This window comes from Rhizobium hidalgonense (assembly GCF_005862185.2).
Lineage (GTDB): Bacteria > Pseudomonadota > Alphaproteobacteria > Rhizobiales > Rhizobiaceae > Rhizobium > Rhizobium hidalgonense.
On sequence record NZ_CP054027.1, the window covers coordinates 620,978 to 638,911 of the forward strand.

Annotated in this window: 13 protein-coding genes; 6 read left to right on the forward strand and 7 right to left on the reverse strand. The window is 62.5% G+C overall.

What is annotated here, in order from left to right; translation table 11 throughout:
- Window positions 1–31: 31 nt before the first annotated feature.
- Window positions 32–1,651, reverse strand: a complete 1,620-nt coding sequence (locus FFM81_RS02945; RefSeq protein ID WP_138385324.1) for an adenylate/guanylate cyclase domain-containing protein — start codon at window positions 1,649–1,651, stop codon at window positions 32–34.
- A 207-nt stretch (window positions 1,652–1,858) separates the two neighbouring features.
- Here FFM81_RS02945 and FFM81_RS02950 point away from each other — a divergent pair, with 207 nt between their 5' ends.
- Window positions 1,859–4,030: a CHASE2 domain-containing protein gene (locus FFM81_RS02950; RefSeq protein ID WP_138385325.1), complete on the forward strand. Its 2,172-nt coding sequence runs from the start codon at window positions 1,859–1,861 to the stop codon at window positions 4,028–4,030.
- 6 nt (window positions 4,031–4,036) lie between these two features.
- Here FFM81_RS02950 and FFM81_RS02955 read toward each other — a convergent pair whose 3' ends face one another.
- Window positions 4,037–5,047, reverse strand: a complete 1,011-nt coding sequence (locus FFM81_RS02955) for a FecR family protein (RefSeq protein ID WP_003566587.1) — start codon at window positions 5,045–5,047, stop codon at window positions 4,037–4,039.
- 295 nt (window positions 5,048–5,342) lie between these two features.
- Between FFM81_RS02955 and FFM81_RS02960 the strand changes: the two genes are divergently transcribed.
- The 5 genes from FFM81_RS02960 to FFM81_RS02980 all read left to right on the forward strand — a co-directional run bounded on the left by FFM81_RS02960 (window position 5,343) and on the right by FFM81_RS02980 (window position 10,988).
- Window positions 5,343–6,596: a sarcosine oxidase subunit beta family protein gene (locus tag FFM81_RS02960; RefSeq protein ID WP_003566586.1), complete on the forward strand. Its 1,254-nt coding sequence runs from the start codon at window positions 5,343–5,345 to the stop codon at window positions 6,594–6,596.
- Between the two features lie 73 nt (window positions 6,597–6,669).
- Complete coding sequence (locus FFM81_RS02965; protein ID WP_003566584.1) at window positions 6,670–7,011, forward strand: sarcosine oxidase subunit delta; 342 nt, start codon at window positions 6,670–6,672, stop codon at window positions 7,009–7,011.
- Window positions 7,008–10,001, forward strand: a complete 2,994-nt coding sequence (locus FFM81_RS02970; protein ID WP_138385326.1) for a sarcosine oxidase subunit alpha — start codon at window positions 7,008–7,010, stop codon at window positions 9,999–10,001. Before FFM81_RS02965 ends, FFM81_RS02970 begins: the two co-directional genes overlap by 4 nt.
- The gene (soxG, locus tag FFM81_RS02975; protein WP_003566580.1) at window positions 9,994–10,542 is read left to right on the forward strand and encodes a sarcosine oxidase subunit gamma family protein; all 549 of its coding nucleotides are present in this window, start codon (window positions 9,994–9,996) and stop codon (window positions 10,540–10,542) included. Before FFM81_RS02970 ends, soxG begins: the two co-directional genes overlap by 8 nt.
- 47 nt (window positions 10,543–10,589) lie before the next feature.
- Complete coding sequence (locus FFM81_RS02980) at window positions 10,590–10,988, forward strand: VOC family protein (RefSeq protein ID WP_003566578.1); 399 nt, start codon at window positions 10,590–10,592, stop codon at window positions 10,986–10,988.
- Window positions 10,989–11,006: 18 nt separating this feature from the next.
- Here FFM81_RS02980 and FFM81_RS02985 read toward each other — a convergent pair whose 3' ends face one another.
- From FFM81_RS02985 to glgC, 5 genes are all read right to left on the reverse strand, one after another.
- Window positions 11,007–11,495 (reverse strand): MaoC family dehydratase, encoded by a 489-nt coding sequence (locus tag FFM81_RS02985; protein ID WP_138385327.1) that lies wholly within the window; start codon window positions 11,493–11,495, stop codon window positions 11,007–11,009.
- A gap of 89 nt (window positions 11,496–11,584) precedes the next feature.
- On the reverse strand, window positions 11,585–13,564 hold the full coding sequence (gene glgX, locus FFM81_RS02990) for a glycogen debranching protein GlgX (protein ID WP_138385328.1): 1,980 nt from the start codon (window positions 13,562–13,564) through the stop codon (window positions 11,585–11,587).
- Window positions 13,565–13,576: 12 nt separating this feature from the next.
- Window positions 13,577–15,208, reverse strand: a complete 1,632-nt coding sequence (locus FFM81_RS02995) for an alpha-D-glucose phosphate-specific phosphoglucomutase (protein WP_003566573.1) — start codon at window positions 15,206–15,208, stop codon at window positions 13,577–13,579.
- A 5-nt stretch (window positions 15,209–15,213) separates the two neighbouring features.
- Window positions 15,214–16,656, reverse strand: coding sequence for a glycogen synthase GlgA (gene glgA, locus FFM81_RS03000; protein WP_003566571.1), 1,443 nt, complete (start codon window positions 16,654–16,656; stop codon window positions 15,214–15,216).
- 3 nt (window positions 16,657–16,659) lie between these two features.
- Window positions 16,660–17,922 carry a glucose-1-phosphate adenylyltransferase gene (gene glgC, locus FFM81_RS03005; RefSeq protein ID WP_003566569.1) on the reverse strand — a complete coding sequence of 421 codons (1,263 nt, stop codon included), beginning with the start codon at window positions 17,920–17,922 and terminating at the stop codon, window positions 16,660–16,662.
- Between the last annotated feature and the right edge of the window lie 12 nt (window positions 17,923–17,934).

Genomic DNA, 17,934 nt, shown 5'->3' on the forward strand with positions numbered 1-17,934 from the left:
GGGCGGAAAAATCACGCTTGCCCCTATCCGGTCACGATCTGCCTGCCTCGGGCGCGGTTTCGTCCAGCGCGGCAATCGCCTCCCTGAGAGCCGTCCTGACCCGGAGGCGATCGGCCGGCTCCAGCCGGCCCATGTCCAGATGCAGGTCGAGGCCCGCGAGGTGCTCGCTGAGCACTTTGCTCTTATGATCCGCACCGAGTGTCAGGCCATCCACTGCATAGGGCACGATCTCGCGCTGTATGCCCTTCATCGTGATCGGCGGCAGCGGGTGGGCATCGACGATCTCGTTCACTAGCGCATAGGTTTCGTAGCTGATGACGATTTCTCCACCCTGGGCTATCGATTGCAGCCGGGCTGCGAGATTGGCCTCCGCCCCGATGATCGTGTAGTCCATGCGGTCGCTGCTGCCGAAATTGCCGACGTTGCAATAACCGCTATTGATCCCCATGCGGACGACGAAAGGCTCCTCGGTGCCGTTTCTGCGCCATCTGTCCTTGAGTTCGCCGAGGCGGCGCTGCATGTCGACGGCCATGCGCAGACAGGCTTTTGCGTCTTCCTCCGGACCTTTGGTTTCCGGGTCGCCGAAAAACACCAGCATCGCGTCGCCGATGAACTTGTCCACCGTGCCGCCATGTTCGAGCGCGATGTTCGACATCTCGGTCAGATATTCGTTGAGCATCGCCGTCAGCGCTTCCGGCTGCAGGCGCTCGGTGGTCGCGGTGAAATCCTTGATGTCGGAGAAGAAGATCGTCAGGCGTTTGCGCTCGGTATGGACGACGACGTCCTTCTGCCCGGAGAAGATGCTTTTGTAGATCTGTGGCGAGAGATAGCGAGAAATCTTCAGGGAAACGCTGGCGAGGAACTCGTTTGCCGCTTCCAGATCCTGGTTGGCGCTGCGGATCGCACGCGCCTGTTGCCGCTGGAGGATAATGAAGCTGATGCCGATGACGGCAACGAACAGAAAATAGCAGAGCAGGTATTTGAAGGCGAAAACGTTGCTCGCATAAGGCTGGCGGATGATGACTTCCTGGATGCCGCGCACGTCGCCCACCTTCCAATCGGTCTTCGGGCTTTCGGGGTGGGTATTGTGGCAGGCAACGCAGGCCTGGCCCATGACGACGGGGGTGATGAAGCGCAACGTATCGGTCAATCCGATACGATTGAGATCGTTCAGCGTCTGTTGCGGATTGGCGCGCAGCGCGGCAAGCGCTTTGCTCTCGAAATCGTCGAGGTCGTGGGATGCGCGGCTTTTGAACGGTAGGTCGGAGACGAAACGGTAGGTGATATTAGCCTGCTGTTCCTTGATGACATCGCCGAGTTCCAGGGAAAGTGTGGCCGGCAGCGGGATGGCGCCCGGTATATTGGCATAGTTGTGAGAGACGACCGTGCCATCGGCCTCACCGCTGGCGTGGGCGGCCAGAACACGGCCTACGACATTGGCGGAATAATAGGAGCGGATGCTCGAGATCAGCGAACTCATGTCGCGGGCCTGACGCCGCAGGGTATTTCCCGAGAGATCGCTGATATCAAGCCAGACGGCCAGCGGCAGTCCCGCGAGCATTGCCAGCACCATGGCAATCAGCCAGTAGCTGCTCCGGCGCGCGGCGGTTTCGGAAATCACGGCGACCCCTCGTTCTTCTCTGGAAGGCATTCGATTTTCGATCGCTACAAGAACATTTCGCCGGCTGCCCGGCAAGATCGAAGGCCTGTCGTCCAGGCAAAAGCCGGCCAATGGCGCGGGCCTTTGAAAGAGAGGACCTGCACGGCATGTGCGAATGGCGTTTGGACCGAAAGCGGCGTAGCTTGCCGACAGGTGCGGGCCGTTCTGCCGGCCGTGGAGGGGACACCCGGTGAGATCATGACGCGCGTCCAGCAAATCGGTGTCGTTATCGGCCTGGCGATCGTGGCTCTGCTCACGGTCCTTCGGGCCGGCGATCCCGGGATTTTCAAGCTGATCCGCGGCGTGACGTTCGATGAATATCAGCGGTTGGTTCCAAGGTCGTTCGAGCCGATGCCGGTCCGCGTAATCGACATCGACGAAGCTTCCTTACGCGAATTCGGCCAATGGCCCTGGCCGCGGGACCGGCTGGCGCTGCTGGTGGACCGGCTTTCCGCGATGGGCGCTTCGGCCATTGCCTTCGATATTCTTTTCGCCGAGCCCGACCGGCTGTCGCCGCGCAATGTTGTCGCCGAGGTCGCAGGCGTCGATCCTTCGCTTGCCGAGAAGCTGCCTGACAATGACGAGATATTCGCCGGCGCGATTGCCGAGAAGCCCGTCGTGCTCGGTTTCGGCCTTTCCAACGTGGGCAATTACCGGCCGCCCGTGAAGGCGGGTTTCGCCTTCACGGGCGAAAGCCCCGTCTCGGCTCCTCCTTATCTCGGCGCCTCGACACCGCTCAGGCCGCAATTGGAGGCGAATGCGGCCGGGCTCGGCCATATCAGCCTCAACCCCGGCAATCCCTCGCCGGTGGTGCGGGCGGTTCCGCTGTTTTTGACGGACGGCGAGCAGCTCTATCCAAATCTGGCCATCGAGGCGCTGCGCGTCGCGCAGGGGGCTTCGACCTATGTGCTGTCGGGCGCGCCCGATCGCGCCGGCATCATGACATCGGTGAAGATCGGCGAATTCGTCGTGCCGCTGACAGCGGCGGGCGAACTCTGGCTCTATGTCAGCCCCGACCGGGCGGAGCGGTACATATCCGCCCGGCAGGTGCTTGCGGCCGAAGGGGCTTCTCCCGCGGTCGCGGCTGCCATTGACGGCAGCATCGTCTTCGTCGGCACCTCGGCGGCCGGCCTGCAGGACATCCGCGTCACGGCGCTCGGCGAGAATGTTCCCGGCGTTTCGCTGCATGCCCAGGCGATCGAGCAGATCCTATCCGGTCATTTCCTATCGCGGCCCGACTGGGCGGACGGGCTGGAAATCCTTGTCATCGCTGTGCTCGGATGCCTGCTCGTCGTGGTGACGACCTTCGTCAGCCCCGCTGTCGCGCTGATCTGCGGCTTGCTGATCACGGCCATGGCGCTCGTAGCCTCCTGGCTGTCGTTTCTTTATGCCGGGCTTCTTCTCGATCCGCTGGCGCCGATCGTCAGCGGATCGATCATCCATTTTGCCGCGACCTCGTTCAAGATCCTGGTGATCGACCGAGAGCGGCGCGAAGTGCGGCGCGCCTTCGGGCATTATCTTTCTCCATCGCTGCTCCACCGCATCGAGCATAACCGCGATGCATTGCGTCTTGGCGGAGACGACCGCGAGCTGACGGTCATGTTCGTCGATGTCAGGAACTTCACCGAGATAAGCGAGCGGCTGGCACCGACGGATGTGGTGGCCTTCCTGAATACGCTGCTCGATGCGCTGAGCCGCCATGTCGTGGCCAATGAAGGCACGCTCGACAAGTTCATCGGCGATTCGATCATGGCGTTCTGGAATGCGCCCGTCGATGTGGCGGATCATCAAACAAAGGCGGTTCGCACAGCGCTTGCCATGCGCGAGACACTCGCCGAACTGAACGCCGGCGACGCCTTCGGTTTCGGGGCCGATCAGGAGGTCGGGATCGGCATCGGCGTCCATACCGGCCTTGCCTGCGTCGGCAACATGGGCGCCAAGACCCGCTTCAACTATTCGGCCGTCGGAGACGCCGTCAACGTCGCGGCCCGCATCGAATCGTCCTGCAAGGAGGTCGGCTTCGATATCCTCATCTCCGACAGCACGGCACGCTCAGTGCGGGGAATGGCGCTGATCGAAGCCGGTGCGCTCCCGCTCAAGGGGAAGAGCAGCCGGACCCAGATCCTTGCGGTCGTCGGCGATGAGCGCGTCGCGGCATCCCAGGAATTCGCCGCGCTCGAGGTCGTTCACAGGCAGTTGATGCAGGCCCTGCAATCGCATTCCAGGAACAGCCGGAAGCTTATGAGTACGGCCAAACTGAGGGCGGTGCAGGTGACCGGCGGCCTGGCGGAATTCTACAAGCGCCTATCCGGCAGAACCGATCATTTCCGCGAAGTGCCCGAAAGGGTCGAAAAGAGCGCCGTAGACTGACGGGCTTCAGCGGCCGCGATTGAAATTCCGGCCTCTGTCGTGGTTCCGATCGTTGTCATGACCATGATCGCGATGTCCAGAATGGTCGCGGTCGTGGTCACGATGATCCTCGCCGTGATTTCCCGGCTTGCCGTCATCGTCATGCCGGCCATGGCCCTCGTGCTTGTCAGGCCTATCCGGTTCGTCATGATGCGGCCTGTCATGGTGTGGTTTGTCATGGTGCGGCTTGTCGGGCTTGTTCGGCCGCTCCTTTTGCGGCTCGGCCTGTCTCTGTGGCGGATCCTGCCTTTGCGGGGCAGGCGCAACTGCCGGCGGAGGCCGTGTTCGGTCTTTTCTTTCCGGCGCAACGGAGGCCATATTGCAGCCGCCGAGCATGCCGATGCCGCCCGCAAGCCGCTGATTGCCGGAGAGGAAGGGAAGGGCGCGGGGATTTCCGAGCGTGTCGAGAATGCTGGGATCGACCCGGCGTGCGGCCGACATATTGCCGTTCGGCTTCGCCACCACGCAGTCGCAGCGCTGCTGCAATTGCCGGCAGCCGCCCGGGCCACAAAACCGGGCCGCGCCATTCAACAGGACGACGGCGGTGGTGCCATCAGGGCCGACGTAAAAATCGAAAGCGGTGCCGCGCACGCCGATCGTGCCGGCGGGCGTCAGGATCTGGTAGGCGGAGGAGTTGGAACTGCCGCTCACCCAGCGGAACGTACCCTTCGCCGCCCTGATGGTGAGTTTTTTGACCGATTGAGAATCATCGAAGACATATTTGTCGATCACCACCGACGAGCCCCAGCCCACCGCGAGCTTCGTGCCGTCACGGAACAGGAACTGGCCAAGGCCCGATGGGGATGTCTTGATGCGCTCGTTGCGATGAACGCTGGTGTCGACTTCGATCGGGCCGCTCTGCCCCGTCACCTCCGTCTTAATGACGACAGCCTGGCCGACCGCCTCTGCGGTAAGTGCCGGTTGCGCGCCGGCGATCACAAGGCAAAGTGCCTGGAGTAATGAACGCCGACCCCACATGATACAGGAACCCCGGGAACATGCCGGTGAATTAACATTTTAGTAACTGCTTGTCTTCTCGCCCAGTTGGGCTAGCAGCGGACCGGCGGCCCAGGAAAGGGCTTGCCTCCTCCTGCCGAACAGCCTTCGAAACCAGCGCAGGATGTCACCCGAAAACCGACCGCTTTTTGGCATCATGTCGCTTAGTGTCAAAAGCAAAGCGCTAGGCTGTCGCAAAAGAGCCGTTGTGCCGCATTTGGATTTGCGATTTGTATGGGCGCGGAGAACAGCTCTTTCCCAAAGGAGAAGAAGGCGGATGCGGAAATATTCGGTTTTTGCCGTGGCGAGGGAGGCCCTTCGTGGCCATAAGGGCTGGGAGAAGCAGTGGACTTCGCCTGAGCCGCGCGCTGAATACGACGTTGTCATCGTCGGCGCCGGCGGTCATGGGCTGGGTGCTGCCTACTATCTCGCCAAGGAGCACGGCATCACCAATGTCGCGGTGATCGAGAAAGGCTGGCTCGGCGGCGGCAATACCGGCCGCAACACCACCATCATCCGCTCGAATTATCTCTATGAAGAGAGCATGCACATTTACGAGCATTCGATGAAGCTCTGGGAAGGGCTTTCGCAGGAGCTCAACTACAATGTGATGTATTCGCCGCGCGGCGTGATGATGCTCTCGCACAATATTCACGACCAGCAGTCGTTCAAGCGGCATATCCATGCCAACCGGCTCTACGGCATCGACAATGAATGGCTGACGCCGGAGCAGGCCAAGGCTTATTGCCCGCCACTCGACATCTCGGCCAGCGCCCGCTACCCGATCAACGGTGCGGCGCTGCAGCGTCGCGGCGGCACGGCCCGGCACGATGCGGTTGCCTGGGGTTATGCGCGCGCAGCCTCGGACCGCGGTGTGCATATTATCCAGAATTGCGAAGTGACCGGTATCCGCCGCGGTCCCGACGGACGGGTGACCGGAGTCGAGACGTCGCGTGGCTTCATCGGCGCAAAAAAGGTCGCCGTGTCGGCCGCCGGCCATACGACGACGATCATGAAGATGGCCGATGTGCGCGTGCCGCTGCAATCGAGTCCGCTGCAGGCGCTGGTCTCCGAACCGCTGAAGCCGATCTTCCCGTGCGTGGTCATGTCGAACACGGTGCATGCCTATATCTCCCAGTCCGACAAGGGAGAACTCGTCATCGGCGCCGGCACGGACCAGTATAATTCCTACTCCCAGACCGGCGGGCTGCAGATCATCACGCACACGCTCGACGCCATCTGCGAACTCTTCCCGATGTTCCGGCGCGTCAAGATGATGCGGCAATGGGGTGGCATCGTCGACAATACGCCGGATCGTTCGGCGATCCAGTCGAAGACGCCGGTTCCCGGGCTCTACGTCAATTGCGGCTGGGGCACCGGCGGTTTCAAGGCGACGCCGGGCTCGGCCAATCTCTTCGCGCATCTGATTGCCCGCGACGAGCCGCACAAGTTCAATGCCGGGCTGACGCTGGAGCGTTTCCGCAGCGGCCGATTGATCGACGAGGCGGCGGCTGCGGCGGTGGCGCACTGATGATGAATGCTGTGACCGAGATTTTGTGGGGCGCCGCACCGCTGGTCTCCCCTTTTCCCCAAGGAAATTCCACATGCTGCTGATCCATTGCCCCTACTGCCAGGAAGAGCGCTCCGAGCTTGAATTCCGTGGCGCGGGTGACGCGCATATCGTGCGGCCCGCCGACATCGCCTCGATCTCGGACGAGGAATTCGAGGCCTATTTCTTTCTGCGCGACAATCCGAAGGGCCTGATCTTCGAGCGCTGGCGGCATATTCACGGCTGCGGGCGCTTCTTCAACGCGGCGCGCGATACGGTGACCGACAAGTTCATCGTGACCTACAAGGCGGGTGAGCCGAGGCCTCAGATCGGTGCGGCGGCCCAGCAGCATGGGCCTGTCGAGACATATGAAGCTGTGGAAGGAGAGGCGCAATGAGCGGCGTGAACCGTATCGTCGGCAAGGGGCGCCTGACGCCGGCCAAAACCGCGCGCTTCAGCTTCGACGGCAAGAGCTATACGGCCCGCGAAGGCGATACCGTGGCCTCGGCGCTGATCGCCCACGGCGTGCATCTGGTCGGCCGTTCGTTCAAATACCACCGAGCCCGCGGCATTTTGTCGGCAGGGGCCGAGGAGCCGAATGCGCTGATCGACGTCGCCCGCGATACGGCGCGCAAGCAGCCGAATGTGCGCGCCACGGTGCAGGAAGTCTTCGATGGCATGATCGTCAACTCGCAGAACCGTTGGCCGTCGCTTGCCTTCGATGTCGGCGCGGTCAACAATCTGTTGTCGCCGTTCTTCGCCGCCGGTTTCTACTACAAGACCTTCATGTGGCCGCGCGCCGCCTGGAAAAGCGTCTACGAACCGATCATCCGTCGCGCTGCCGGTCTCGGCGTTGCGCCGACGGAGGAGGATCCCGACCATTATGCCAGCCGCTACGCCCATTGCGACGTGCTGGTGGTCGGCGCCGGTGTTGCCGGGCTTTCGGCGGCGCTGGCCGCGGCCCAGACCGGCGCGAAGGTGATCCTCTGCGATGAGCAGGCGGAAGTCGGCGGCGCATTGCGCTACGATGCCGGCGTGAAGATCGACGGTCAGGACGGTTATGCCTGGGCACAGAAAGCCGTGGCGCGGCTGAAGGCGATGGACAATGTCGAGGTGCTGGTGCGCACGACAGCGTTCGGTTACTACAACCACAATTTCGTCGGTCTCGCCGAGCGCGTCACCGACCATATCGCCAAGCCTTCCCACGATCTGCCGCGCGAGCGGCTGTGGCAGGTGCGGGCCAAGCGGGTGATCCTCGCCAATGGCGCGATCGAACGCCACATGGTATTTCCGAACAACGACCGGCCGGGCATCATGCTCGCCTCGGCAGGGCGGATGTATCTCAATCATTACGGCGTCGCGGTCGGGACCAAGGTTGGCGTCTACACGGCGCATGATTCGGCCTATGAGGCGGCTTTCGATCTGAAACGAGCCGGTGTTTCGATCGCCGCCATCGTCGATTGCAGGCAGGCGCCGGGAGCGGCGGTGCTGGAAGAGGCGCGGGCGCTCGGCATCGATGTCCTCACAGGCCAGTCGGTCGTCAATACGGCCGGGCGTCTGCGCATCTCGTCGATGACGGTGGCGCGCAATGGCGGCGGTTCGCCGCGCAAGATTGCGGTTGATGCGCTGCTGGTTTCGGCCGGCTGGACGCCGTCCGTGCATCTCTTCTCACAGTCGCGCGGCAAAGTGGCCTTCGATGCCGAAAGCCAGCGTTTCCTGCCCGGCAACTATGCACAGGACTGCCTCTCTGTCGGCGCCTGCAACGGCACCGACGATCTGCAGCGGACGATCGAGGAATCGCTTGCTGCGGGTGAGCTGATGGCGCAGGCCGCCGGCAAAAGCGGCGGCGAGAAAATCGCGCTCTCGGCGGAGCAGGCCTATGAGTGGACGGGTGGCATGATCGGCGCCGCCGAAGGTGCGGGCCCGAAGACCAACGCCAAGGCCTTCATCGATTTCCAGCACGACGTCTGCGCCAAGGATATCCGCCTTGCCGTGCGCGAGGGCATGCATTCGATCGAGCACATCAAGCGCTTCACGACCAACGGCATGGCATCGGACCAGGGCAAGCTTTCCAACATGCACGGGCTGGCGATCGCCGCCGAAATGCTCGGCAAGGAAATACCGCAGGTCGGGCTCACCACGTTCCGTGCACCCTATACGCCTGTCACTTACGGCACGCTGGTCGGCCATTCGCGCGGAGAGCTGTTCGATCCGACGCGCAAGACGCCGCTGCACGCCTGGGAAGAGGCCCATGGCGCGGTCTTCGAGGATGTGGGCAACTGGAAACGTGCCTGGTTCTATCCGCGCGCGGGCGAGACCATGCATCAGGCGGTTGCCCGCGAATGCCGGACCGCACGCGAGGCGGCGGGCATCTTCGACGCTTCGACGCTCGGCAAGATCGAGGTGGTGGGACCGGATGCGGCAAAGTTCCTCAACCTTATCTACACCAATGCCTGGGACACGCTGAAGCCGGGCAAGGCCCGTTACGGCATCATGACCCGCGAGGACGGCTTCGTTTATGACGACGGCGTCGTCGGGCGCCTGGCGGACGACCGTTTCCATGTGACGACGACGACCGGCGGCGCGCCGCGCGTTCTCCATCACATGGAAGATTACCTGCAGACGGAATTCCCGGATCTGAAGGTATGGTTGACCTCGGTGACCGAGCAATGGGCGGTGATTGCCGTGCAAGGGCCGAAGGCGCGCGACATCGTCGCGCCGCTGGTCGAAGGGCTCGATCTGTCGAACGAGGCCTTCCCGCATATGAGCGTTGCCGAGTGCACGGTCTGCGGCGTGCCGGCGCGACTCTTCCGCGTCTCCTTCACCGGCGAAACCGGCTTTGAAATCAACGTGCCTGCCGATTACGGCCAGTTGGTGCTCGAAGCGGTCTGGGCCAATGCCGAGCCACTCGGCGCCTGCGTCTACGGCACCGAGACGATGCACGTGCTCCGCGCCGAGAAGGGTTACATCATCGTCGGCCAGGATACCGACGGGACCGTCACTCCCGATGACGCGGGAGTTGCCTGGGCGGTTTCGAAGAAAAAGAAGGACTTCGTCGGGATTCGCGGTCTGCAGCGCCCGGACCTGGTCAAAGAAGGGCGCAAGCAGCTCGTCGGCCTCGTCACCCAGGATCCGAAGCTGGTGCTCGAAGAAGGCGCGCAGGTGGTTGCGAACCCGAACGAGCCGAAGCCGATGACCATGCTCGGTCACGTCACATCGGCCTACTGGTCGGAAAATTGCGGCCGATCGATCGCCTTCGCGCTTATCGCCGGCGGCCGGGCGCGGATGGGCGAGACGCTCTATGTGCCGATGGCGGACCGGACGATCGCCGTCGAAGTGACGGATCTGGTATTCTTTGACAAGGAAGGGGGCCGCATCCATGGCTGATGTCGCAATTCGCAAGCCGGTGCTTGCCGGCCGTTTCGGTGGCTCCGCAACGGTACGCCTGACGATCGCACCGGTCGCAAGCAGGGTGGCGCTGCGCGCGCCGGCGGCATCGCTGGCTGCGCTTTCCGCTGCTCTTGGCTTGTCCGTGCCGACGGCCCCGAAGACATCGAGCCGATCTGGTGCGCGATCGGTGCTCTGGATCGGGCCGGACGAATGGCTTGTTATCGACGAGGACGGTGCCGATCTGATGACGGTGCTTTCTGGCGCGGGTGCCGTGCATTCGGCGACCGACGTTTCTCACCGCAATCTCGCGATCATCGTCTCCGGACCGGGCGCGGAAAAGACGCTTGCCGGCGGCTGCCCGCAGGATCTGTCCTTGTCTTCGTTTCCGGTCGGAGCCGCGTCGCGCACGATCCTCGGCAAGGCAGAAATCGTGCTTTTGCGCACTGACGAAGACACGTTCCGGGTGGAGTGCTGGCGGTCGTTTTCCGATTTCGTCTTCGGGCTGCTGAACGAGGCGGCTCATGACGCTGGGCACTGAGGCCGGGCCAATGCTGGCTGCGTAGACGGTTGTTCAGGGATAGATAAATGCTGCACCATGCTTCCCTCGGCGTTTCCGATATCGAGCGGTCGGCGGCATTTTACGATGCCGCCCTTGCCGCGCTCGGTTATGTCAGGGTGTGGGATGACATCAGGCCGGGGCAGACGGGACAGGCGATCGGCTACGGCCTTCCCGGTGGCGGTGACAAGCTGGCGATCAAACATCGCCCGGATGGCCAGCGCCCGCCGGGTCCGGGATTTCATCTGGCCTTTGCCGCTCCTAGCCGCCAGGCGGTCGATCGATTTCACGCAGCAGCAATCGCTCATGGTGGCGGTGACAATGGTGGTCCAGGCTTACGCCCTCACTACGGCGAACATTATTATGCGGCGTTCGTGATGGATCCGGACGGACACGCACTCGAAGCCGTCATCAATTCGGCTATCTGAACAAAAGCGCCGTTCTGCTTAAACGTCCTCGGGACGATCCTTCGGGTCGAATTGAATGATGGTGATCCATCTTGCCGTCAGGGCCGGCTTCTTCTCGTTTTCGATCTCGATCGAGACGTCATAGGTGGTCATCAGCATGCCGCCGCCGCGGAAGCGGGCGTCGGAGAGCAGGAAACGGCCGCGGACGCGGGCGCCGCTTTTCACCGGCGTCATGAAGCGGACGCGATCGAAACCGTAATTGATGCCCATGGTCTGCTCGTGCACTTTCGGCAAGCAGTTGTAGTTCATCCTCGTCAGCAGAGACAGCGTCAGGAAGCCATGGGCGATGGTGCCGCCGAAGGGGCTCTCGGCCGCCGCGCGCTCGGGATCGACATGAATGAACTGATGGTCGTCGGTCGCCCCTGCAAAAGCGTCGATCATCGTCTGGTCGACGGTGATCCAGTCCGAAAGGCCTGTTTCCATGCCGATCAGTCCCCGCACGTCGGAGAGTGAAATTTCCGTGACCATGAATTCCTCGTGAAATAGGCCGCCGGCCAAAGCCTTATCGTGCATTTATGGCGATTGCGACAAGGATTTGCGCAAGCGAGGAGAGGTGGTCACTTTTCGACGAAAAAGGCGACGGAGCGTGGCTCGAGGGTGACGCGGTCGCCGGGCTTCTTGGCTCCATCCGGTGTCAATTGACGCCAAGCCGGTTCGGTTCCGGACGGGAGCGTGAAAAATTGGCGGTCGCCGGAACGGTTGAAGAGCACGGCAAGCCGGGTCTGCCTGCCGCGCGCGGAGCGGTCACCGGTCGAAAGCAGCATGCCGAGGGTCGAAAGCCACGGCGTCTCCCATTCGGAAACGGTCATCGGCTCGCCGGAGCGCGAGATCCATTCGACATCGCCGTTTCCTGACAGGAAGCCTGTTTCGGAAAAGACCGTGAAGCGGCGGCGCAGCCCGGCGACGAAGGCGGTATGGGCGACGAGATCCTCGTTCAGCGCCTTCCAGTCCAGCCAGGTGATCTCATTATCCTGGCAATAGGCGTTGTTGTTGCCGTGCTGGCCGCGGCCGCCCTCGTCGCCTGCCGTCAGCATAATGCTGCCGCGGGTGGCAAAGAGTGTCGATAGCAGCGCCATCACATCGTCCCGGCGGCGCTTGCGGATCGAGGGATAGACGGTTTCCCCTTCGATGCCGTTGTTCCAGGAGTGGTTCTCGTTGTGACCGTCACGATTATGCTCGCCATTGGGGTCATTGTGCTTGCCGGCGTAGGAGACGAGATCGGTCAGCGTGAAGCCGTCATGGGCAGCGAGGAAATTGACGCTGCGCGTGCCTTTGCCGTCATTGCGGGAGAAGATGTCGGAGGAGCCGGCAAGTGCGGTGGCGAGCGCCCCGGTCTTCCAATCGTCGCCGCGCCAGTAACAGCGCAGATCGTCGCGAAGCCGGTCGTTCCATTCGAGGAAAGAGCTGGGGAAATTGCCGAGCTGGTAACCGCCCGGGCCGATATCCCAGGGTTCGGCGATCATGATCCGGTCGGCAAGCACAGTGTCGGCGAGGATTGCGGCCAGCGTTCCGCCGTCGCGTTCGAAGCCTGTCGCGGTGCGGCCGAGCACTGGGGCGAGATCGAAGCGAAAGCCGTCGACGCCGGCGTTGAGCACGAAATGGCGTAGGCTGTCGATGATGAGGCGTCGCACCTCGGGATGATCGCAGGCGAGCGTGTTGCCGGTGCCGGTGTCATTGACGAGTTCGCCCGGCATATTCTGGGTGTGGCGATAATAATGCAGGTTGTCGAGGCCGCGCAGCGACAGCGTCGTCCCGTAACGGTCGCTCTCACCGGTATGATTGAAGACGAGATCGAGGATGACGGCGATGCCTTCGGCATGGAGGGCCGCGACCGTTTGGCGCAGTTCCGTCATGCCGCCCGGCGCCAGCCGCGGATCGAGCGCCATGAAGGCGACGGGATTGTAGCCCCAGCCGTTGGTCAGGCCGAGCGGCGGCAGATGGCGTTCGTCGATCCAGGCGGTGATCGGCATCAGTTCGACGGCGTCGACACCGATCCGCTTGAGATGTGCGATAACGGAGGGATGGGCAAGAGCGGCGATCGTGCCGCGCTCAGCCTCCGGTACATCGGGATGGAGGATGGTGAAGGGCCGCACCGCCACCTCATAAATGAAGCCGCCCGGTTTGAAGAGCGGCTTGCGGATTTCGGCGCGCGTATCGGCAGTGACGATCGCCTTCGGCATCAGATCCTGGCTGTCCTCGCCATAGATGCCGAGGCGGGGATCGTAGCGGAACGGCCTATCGATCTCCTTGGCATAGGGATCGATCAGCAGCTTGGAGGGATCGTACCAGAGACCGTTGTCGGGGGCGTAAATGCCGTCGGCACGATAGCCGTAGCGCGCGCCCTGCTTCAGTCCGTCGACAAAAAGACGGTGGACGTGATTGCTGTCGCGCGCCATCGGCAGGCGGGCAAATTCCCTGTTGCCGTCATCCTCGAAGAGGCAGAGTTCGATCTGTGCGGCATGATGCGACCAGACGGCAAATTCGACGCCGGTCTCGAAGACGATCGCGCCGCTTTGCGCCGAACTCTCTCCCCGCATGTTCCCCCCGGATCAGGTGATCACGGTTGGCGCATCGCGTCCCGTGCGTTCACGAATGCTGGCAATGCTTTCGGCGGCGGCGATCAGATCGGCGAGCGCTTCCTGCGTTTCGATGTTGTGGCGAGTCGAATCCGGCTCGTAGCGCTCGATATAGACGCGCAAGGTTGCGCCAGACGTGCCGGTGCCGGACAGGCGGAAGACGACGCGGGAGCCGCCCGCAAAGAGCACGCGCACACCCTGATGCTCGCTCACCGATTTGTCGATCGGATCGTGATAGGCGAAGTCGTCGGCCTTTTCGACCGTCAGGCTGCCGAAGTTCTTGCCGGGCAAGGTGGAAAGCTGGCTGCGGAGATTGTCCACCAGGCCGTTCGCCGCATCGGTGTCGAGGCCTTCGTAATCATGGCGTGAATAATAGTTGCGGCCGTAGGTCTGCCAGTGCTGGGTGACGATATCAGCGACGCTCTCGCCGCGCACGGCAAGAATGTTCAGCCAGAGCAGCACCGCCCAGAGGCCGTCCTTTTCGCGGACATGACTGGAGCCGGTGCCGGAGCTTTCCTCACCGCAGATCGTCGCCATGCCGGCGTCGAGCAGATTGCCGAAAAATTTCCAGCCGGTCGGTGTTTCGTACATGCCGATGCCGCGCTTTTCGGCGACACGGTCGGCGGCACCCGATGTCGGCATCGAGCGGGCGATGCCGGCAAGGCCGCCGGAATAGCCGGGAGCGAGATTGGCGTTGGCGGCAAGGATCGCCAGGCTGTCGGAAGGGGTGACGAAGATGCCGCGGCCGATGATCAGATTGCGGTCGCCGTCGCCGTCGGAAGCGGCGCCGAAATCGGGCGCGTCGTCGCCCATCATCTCATCGAAGAGTTCCTTGCAGTGAACCGGGTTCGGATCGGGATGATGACCGCCGAAATCCGGCAGCGGCATGAAGTTGCGCACCGAGCCCAAGGGAGCGCCGAGACGATTTTCGAAGATTTCCTTGGCATAGGGGCCGGTGACGGCACTCATCCCGTCGAAGGCAATGCGGAAGCCGAGGCTGATCAGGTTGCGGATGGCGCCGAAATCGAACAGCTCTTCCATCAGCGCGGCATAGTCCTCGACCGGGTCGATGACCGAGAGTATCATGCCGCCCGGCAGCTCGTCCTTGCCGATGCGGTCGAGATTGACATCGGCGAAATCGGCGATCTTGTAGCTGTCGATCGTCTTCGAGCGCGCATACATCGCGTCGGTGATCTTTTCCGGCGCCGGGCCGCCATTGTTGATGTTGTATTTGATGCCGAAGTCTTCTGTCGGACCGCCGGGATTGTGGCTGGCCGACAGGATGATGCCGCCGAAGGCCTTGTACTTGCGGATGATGTGGGACGCGGCCGGCGTCGACAGGATGCCGCCCTTGCCGACCATGACCTTGCCGAAGCCGTTGGCGGCGGCCATCTTGATCGCCTTCTGGATGACTTCGCGATTGTAGTAGCGTCCGTCGCCGCCGATGACGAGGCACTTGCCCTGATAGCCTTCCAGCGAATCGAAGATCGACTGGATGAAGTTCTCCGCATAGTTCGGCTGCTGGAAGACCGGAACCTTCTTGCGCAGTCCCGATGTGCCGGGTTTCTGGTCCAGATAGGGCGTGGTGGGTACGGACTTGTTCATTTAGTTCACATGCCTTTCGAGACGAGGCTTGAATAGAGGGCAGCGTAGCGTTCGGCGCTCTTCTCCCAGGAGACATCCGATTTCATGCCTTGCTTTTGCAATTGGGTCCAGAGTTTTCGGTCCGCGTAAAAATGCATCGCACGGCGGATTGCCTGTAGCATGCCCGTTTCCGTCACGGGTGAGAATTGTATGCCGGTTGCCACTTTCGCTGCAAGTGCGGCGTGATTGGCATCGATCACGGTGTCGTTCAACCCGCCGGTGCGGGCGACGATCGGGACGCAGCCGTAACGCAGGCCGTAAAGCTGCGTCAGGCCGCAGGGTTCGAAACGCGACGGGATGATGATCGCGTCGCAGCCGGCCTGCATCAGGTGCGACATCGGCTCGTTATAACCGATCGAGACGCCGATGCGGCCGGGATGGCGGCTGGCGGAGGCAAGCAGTGCGCCTTCGAGTGCGGCTTCGCCGGAGCCGAGCACGACGAGTTTGCCGCCCATGGCGACGATTTCGTCGGCGACATTGGCGACGATGTCCATGCCCTTCTGCCAGGTGAGACGGCTGATGACGCAGAAGATCGGGGCGTCGTCATTGTCGAGATGGAAAAATTCGGCGATCGAACGGCGGTTCTCCTCGCGGTTCTTCAGCGTCGTCGGGCCATAATGGGTGTGGACGACGGGATCGGTCGCCGGGTTCCAGATATCGGTGTCGATGCCGTTGACGATGCCGTGCAGATTGTCGATGCGGCTGGCGATGACGCCCTCGAGCCCCATGCCGAATTCCGGGGTCAGAATCTCGTCGGCATAGGTCGGGCTGACCGTGGTGATCGCGTGAGCGGTCTGCAGGCCACCCTTGAGGTAACCGACCGTACCGTAATATTCGATGCTGTCGGTGGCGAAGGCATGGGCGGGCAGCCGCAGGCCGGGAAAGATCTCGGAACCGAACTGGCCCTGGAAGGCGATGTTGTGGATAGTCAGCACGCTCGGCAGTTCCGGCGTCGGATAGTAGCGCATATAGACCGAGGTCAGCGCCGCCTGCCAATCGTGGGTGTGGACAAGATCCGGCCGCCAGCCGGGCAGCAGTCCGGCGGCGATCTCGGAGGCGGCGAGCGACAGGGCGGCAAAACGCCGCCAGTTGTCAGGATAGTCCTTGCCGAGCGGATCAACATAGGGGCCGCCCGGCCTGTCGTAATAGGCCGGCGCATCGAGGATAAGCAGATCGATGCCCTCGTGCTCAACCTCTAGCACTGTCGCCGGCTCGCCGAGCAGGTCGGGGAATTCGAGCCTGGCGACCGGATCGCGAATCACCTTCATGACGGCGGGATAGCCGGGCAGTAGGGTCTTGGTCTCGACCCCAAAGGCGTTTAGAGCAATCGGCAGGGCGCCTGACACATCGGCCAGGCCCCCTGTCTTGATCAAAGGGAAGACTTCGGATGAAACCGAAAGAACTTTCATAAGTCAGATATCCAGCTTGTCGATCATCGGTTGCGTGATCAGGCAGATGCCGCTTTCCGTCCGCCGGAAGCGCTTGGCGTCGAGTTTGGGGTCCTCGCCGACGACCAAGCCTTCCGGAATGACGACACCATGATCGATCACCACATTCTTGAGCTGCGCCCGTCGCCCGATCTTGACGTTCGGCAGGATGACCGCGCCTTCCAATTTGGAGAAGGAGTTGGCCCTGACGCCGGTGAAGAGCAGGCTGTTGTTGAGGCTGGCGCCTGAGATGATGCAGTCGCCCGACACGACGGAGGACGTGGCGGAGCCGCGGCGGTCCTCGTCGTCATGGACGAATTTCGCCGGCGGAGTGATCTCGGCATAGGTCCAGATCGGCCAGGACTTGTCGTAGATATCGAGCTCCGGGACGATCGCCGTCAGGTCGATATTGGCCTGCCAATAGGCGTCGATCGTGCCGACGTCGCGCCAGTAGGGCTCGTGCTCGAAATCGGAGCGGACGCAGGACTTGGCGAATCGGTGGGCGACCGCCTTACCGTGCTCGACGATATAGGGGATGATGTCCTTGCCGAAGTCGCGGCTCGACGTCGGGTCGGCGGCGTCGCGGCGCAGGGCATCGAGCAGGAACTTGGTGTGGAAGACGTAGATGCCCATCGAGGCGAGGGCGAAATCCGGCTTGTCGGGAATGGGCGGCGGATCGGCCGGCTTCTCGACGAAGGCGATGATCTCGTCCTTGTCGTTGACATGCATGACGCCGAAGCCCACCGCCTCCATGCGGGGCACTTCCAGGCAGCCGATGGTGACGTCGGCGCCGGAATCGACGTGCTGCTGCAGCATCCATTCATAGTCCATCTTGTAGACGTGGTCGCCGGCGAGAATGACCATGTATTCGACACCATAATCCTCGATGATGTCGATGTTCTGATAGACGGCGTCGGCGGTGCCTTCATACCACTGCGTTTCCGAGACGCGCTGGCTGGCCGGCAGGATGTCGAAACTCTCGTTGCGCTCAGGGCGGAAGAAGTTCCAGCCGCGCTGCATGTGGCGGATCAGCGAATGCGCCTTGTATTGCGTGGCAACGCCGATGCGGCGGATGCCTGAATTCAGGGCGTTAGACAAGGCGAAATCGATGATGCGAGCCTTGCCGCCGAAATAGACGGCGGGCTTGGCACGCCGGTCGGTGAGTTCCTTGAGACGGCTCCCCCTGCCGCCTGCCAGAACATAAGCCATTGCATCGCGGGCAAGTGGCTGAACACGCTTTTCTACCATTTTCTCCTCCCA

Coding starts and splice junctions, on each gene's coding strand:
- FFM81_RS02945 (WP_138385324.1), bottom strand. CDS start 1,651: ATGCCTTCCAGAGAAGAACGAGGGGTCGCCGTGATTTCCGAAACCGCC.
- FFM81_RS02950 (WP_138385325.1), top strand. CDS start 1,859: ATGACGCGCGTCCAGCAAATCGGTGTCGTTATCGGCCTGGCGATCGTG.
- FFM81_RS02955 (WP_003566587.1), bottom strand. CDS start 5,047: ATGTGGGGTCGGCGTTCATTACTCCAGGCACTTTGCCTTGTGATCGCC.
- FFM81_RS02960 (WP_003566586.1), top strand. CDS start 5,343: ATGCGGAAATATTCGGTTTTTGCCGTGGCGAGGGAGGCCCTTCGTGGC.
- FFM81_RS02965 (WP_003566584.1), top strand. CDS start 6,670: ATGCTGCTGATCCATTGCCCCTACTGCCAGGAAGAGCGCTCCGAGCTT.
- FFM81_RS02970 (WP_138385326.1), top strand. CDS start 7,008: ATGAGCGGCGTGAACCGTATCGTCGGCAAGGGGCGCCTGACGCCGGCC.
- soxG (WP_003566580.1), top strand. CDS start 9,994: ATGGCTGATGTCGCAATTCGCAAGCCGGTGCTTGCCGGCCGTTTCGGT.
- FFM81_RS02980 (WP_003566578.1), top strand. CDS start 10,590: ATGCTGCACCATGCTTCCCTCGGCGTTTCCGATATCGAGCGGTCGGCG.
- FFM81_RS02985 (WP_138385327.1), bottom strand. CDS start 11,495: ATGGTCACGGAAATTTCACTCTCCGACGTGCGGGGACTGATCGGCATG.
- glgX (WP_138385328.1), bottom strand. CDS start 13,564: ATGCGGGGAGAGAGTTCGGCGCAAAGCGGCGCGATCGTCTTCGAGACC.
- FFM81_RS02995 (WP_003566573.1), bottom strand. CDS start 15,208: ATGAACAAGTCCGTACCCACCACGCCCTATCTGGACCAGAAACCCGGC.
- glgA (WP_003566571.1), bottom strand. CDS start 16,656: ATGAAAGTTCTTTCGGTTTCATCCGAAGTCTTCCCTTTGATCAAGACA.
- glgC (WP_003566569.1), bottom strand. CDS start 17,922: ATGGTAGAAAAGCGTGTTCAGCCACTTGCCCGCGATGCAATGGCTTAT.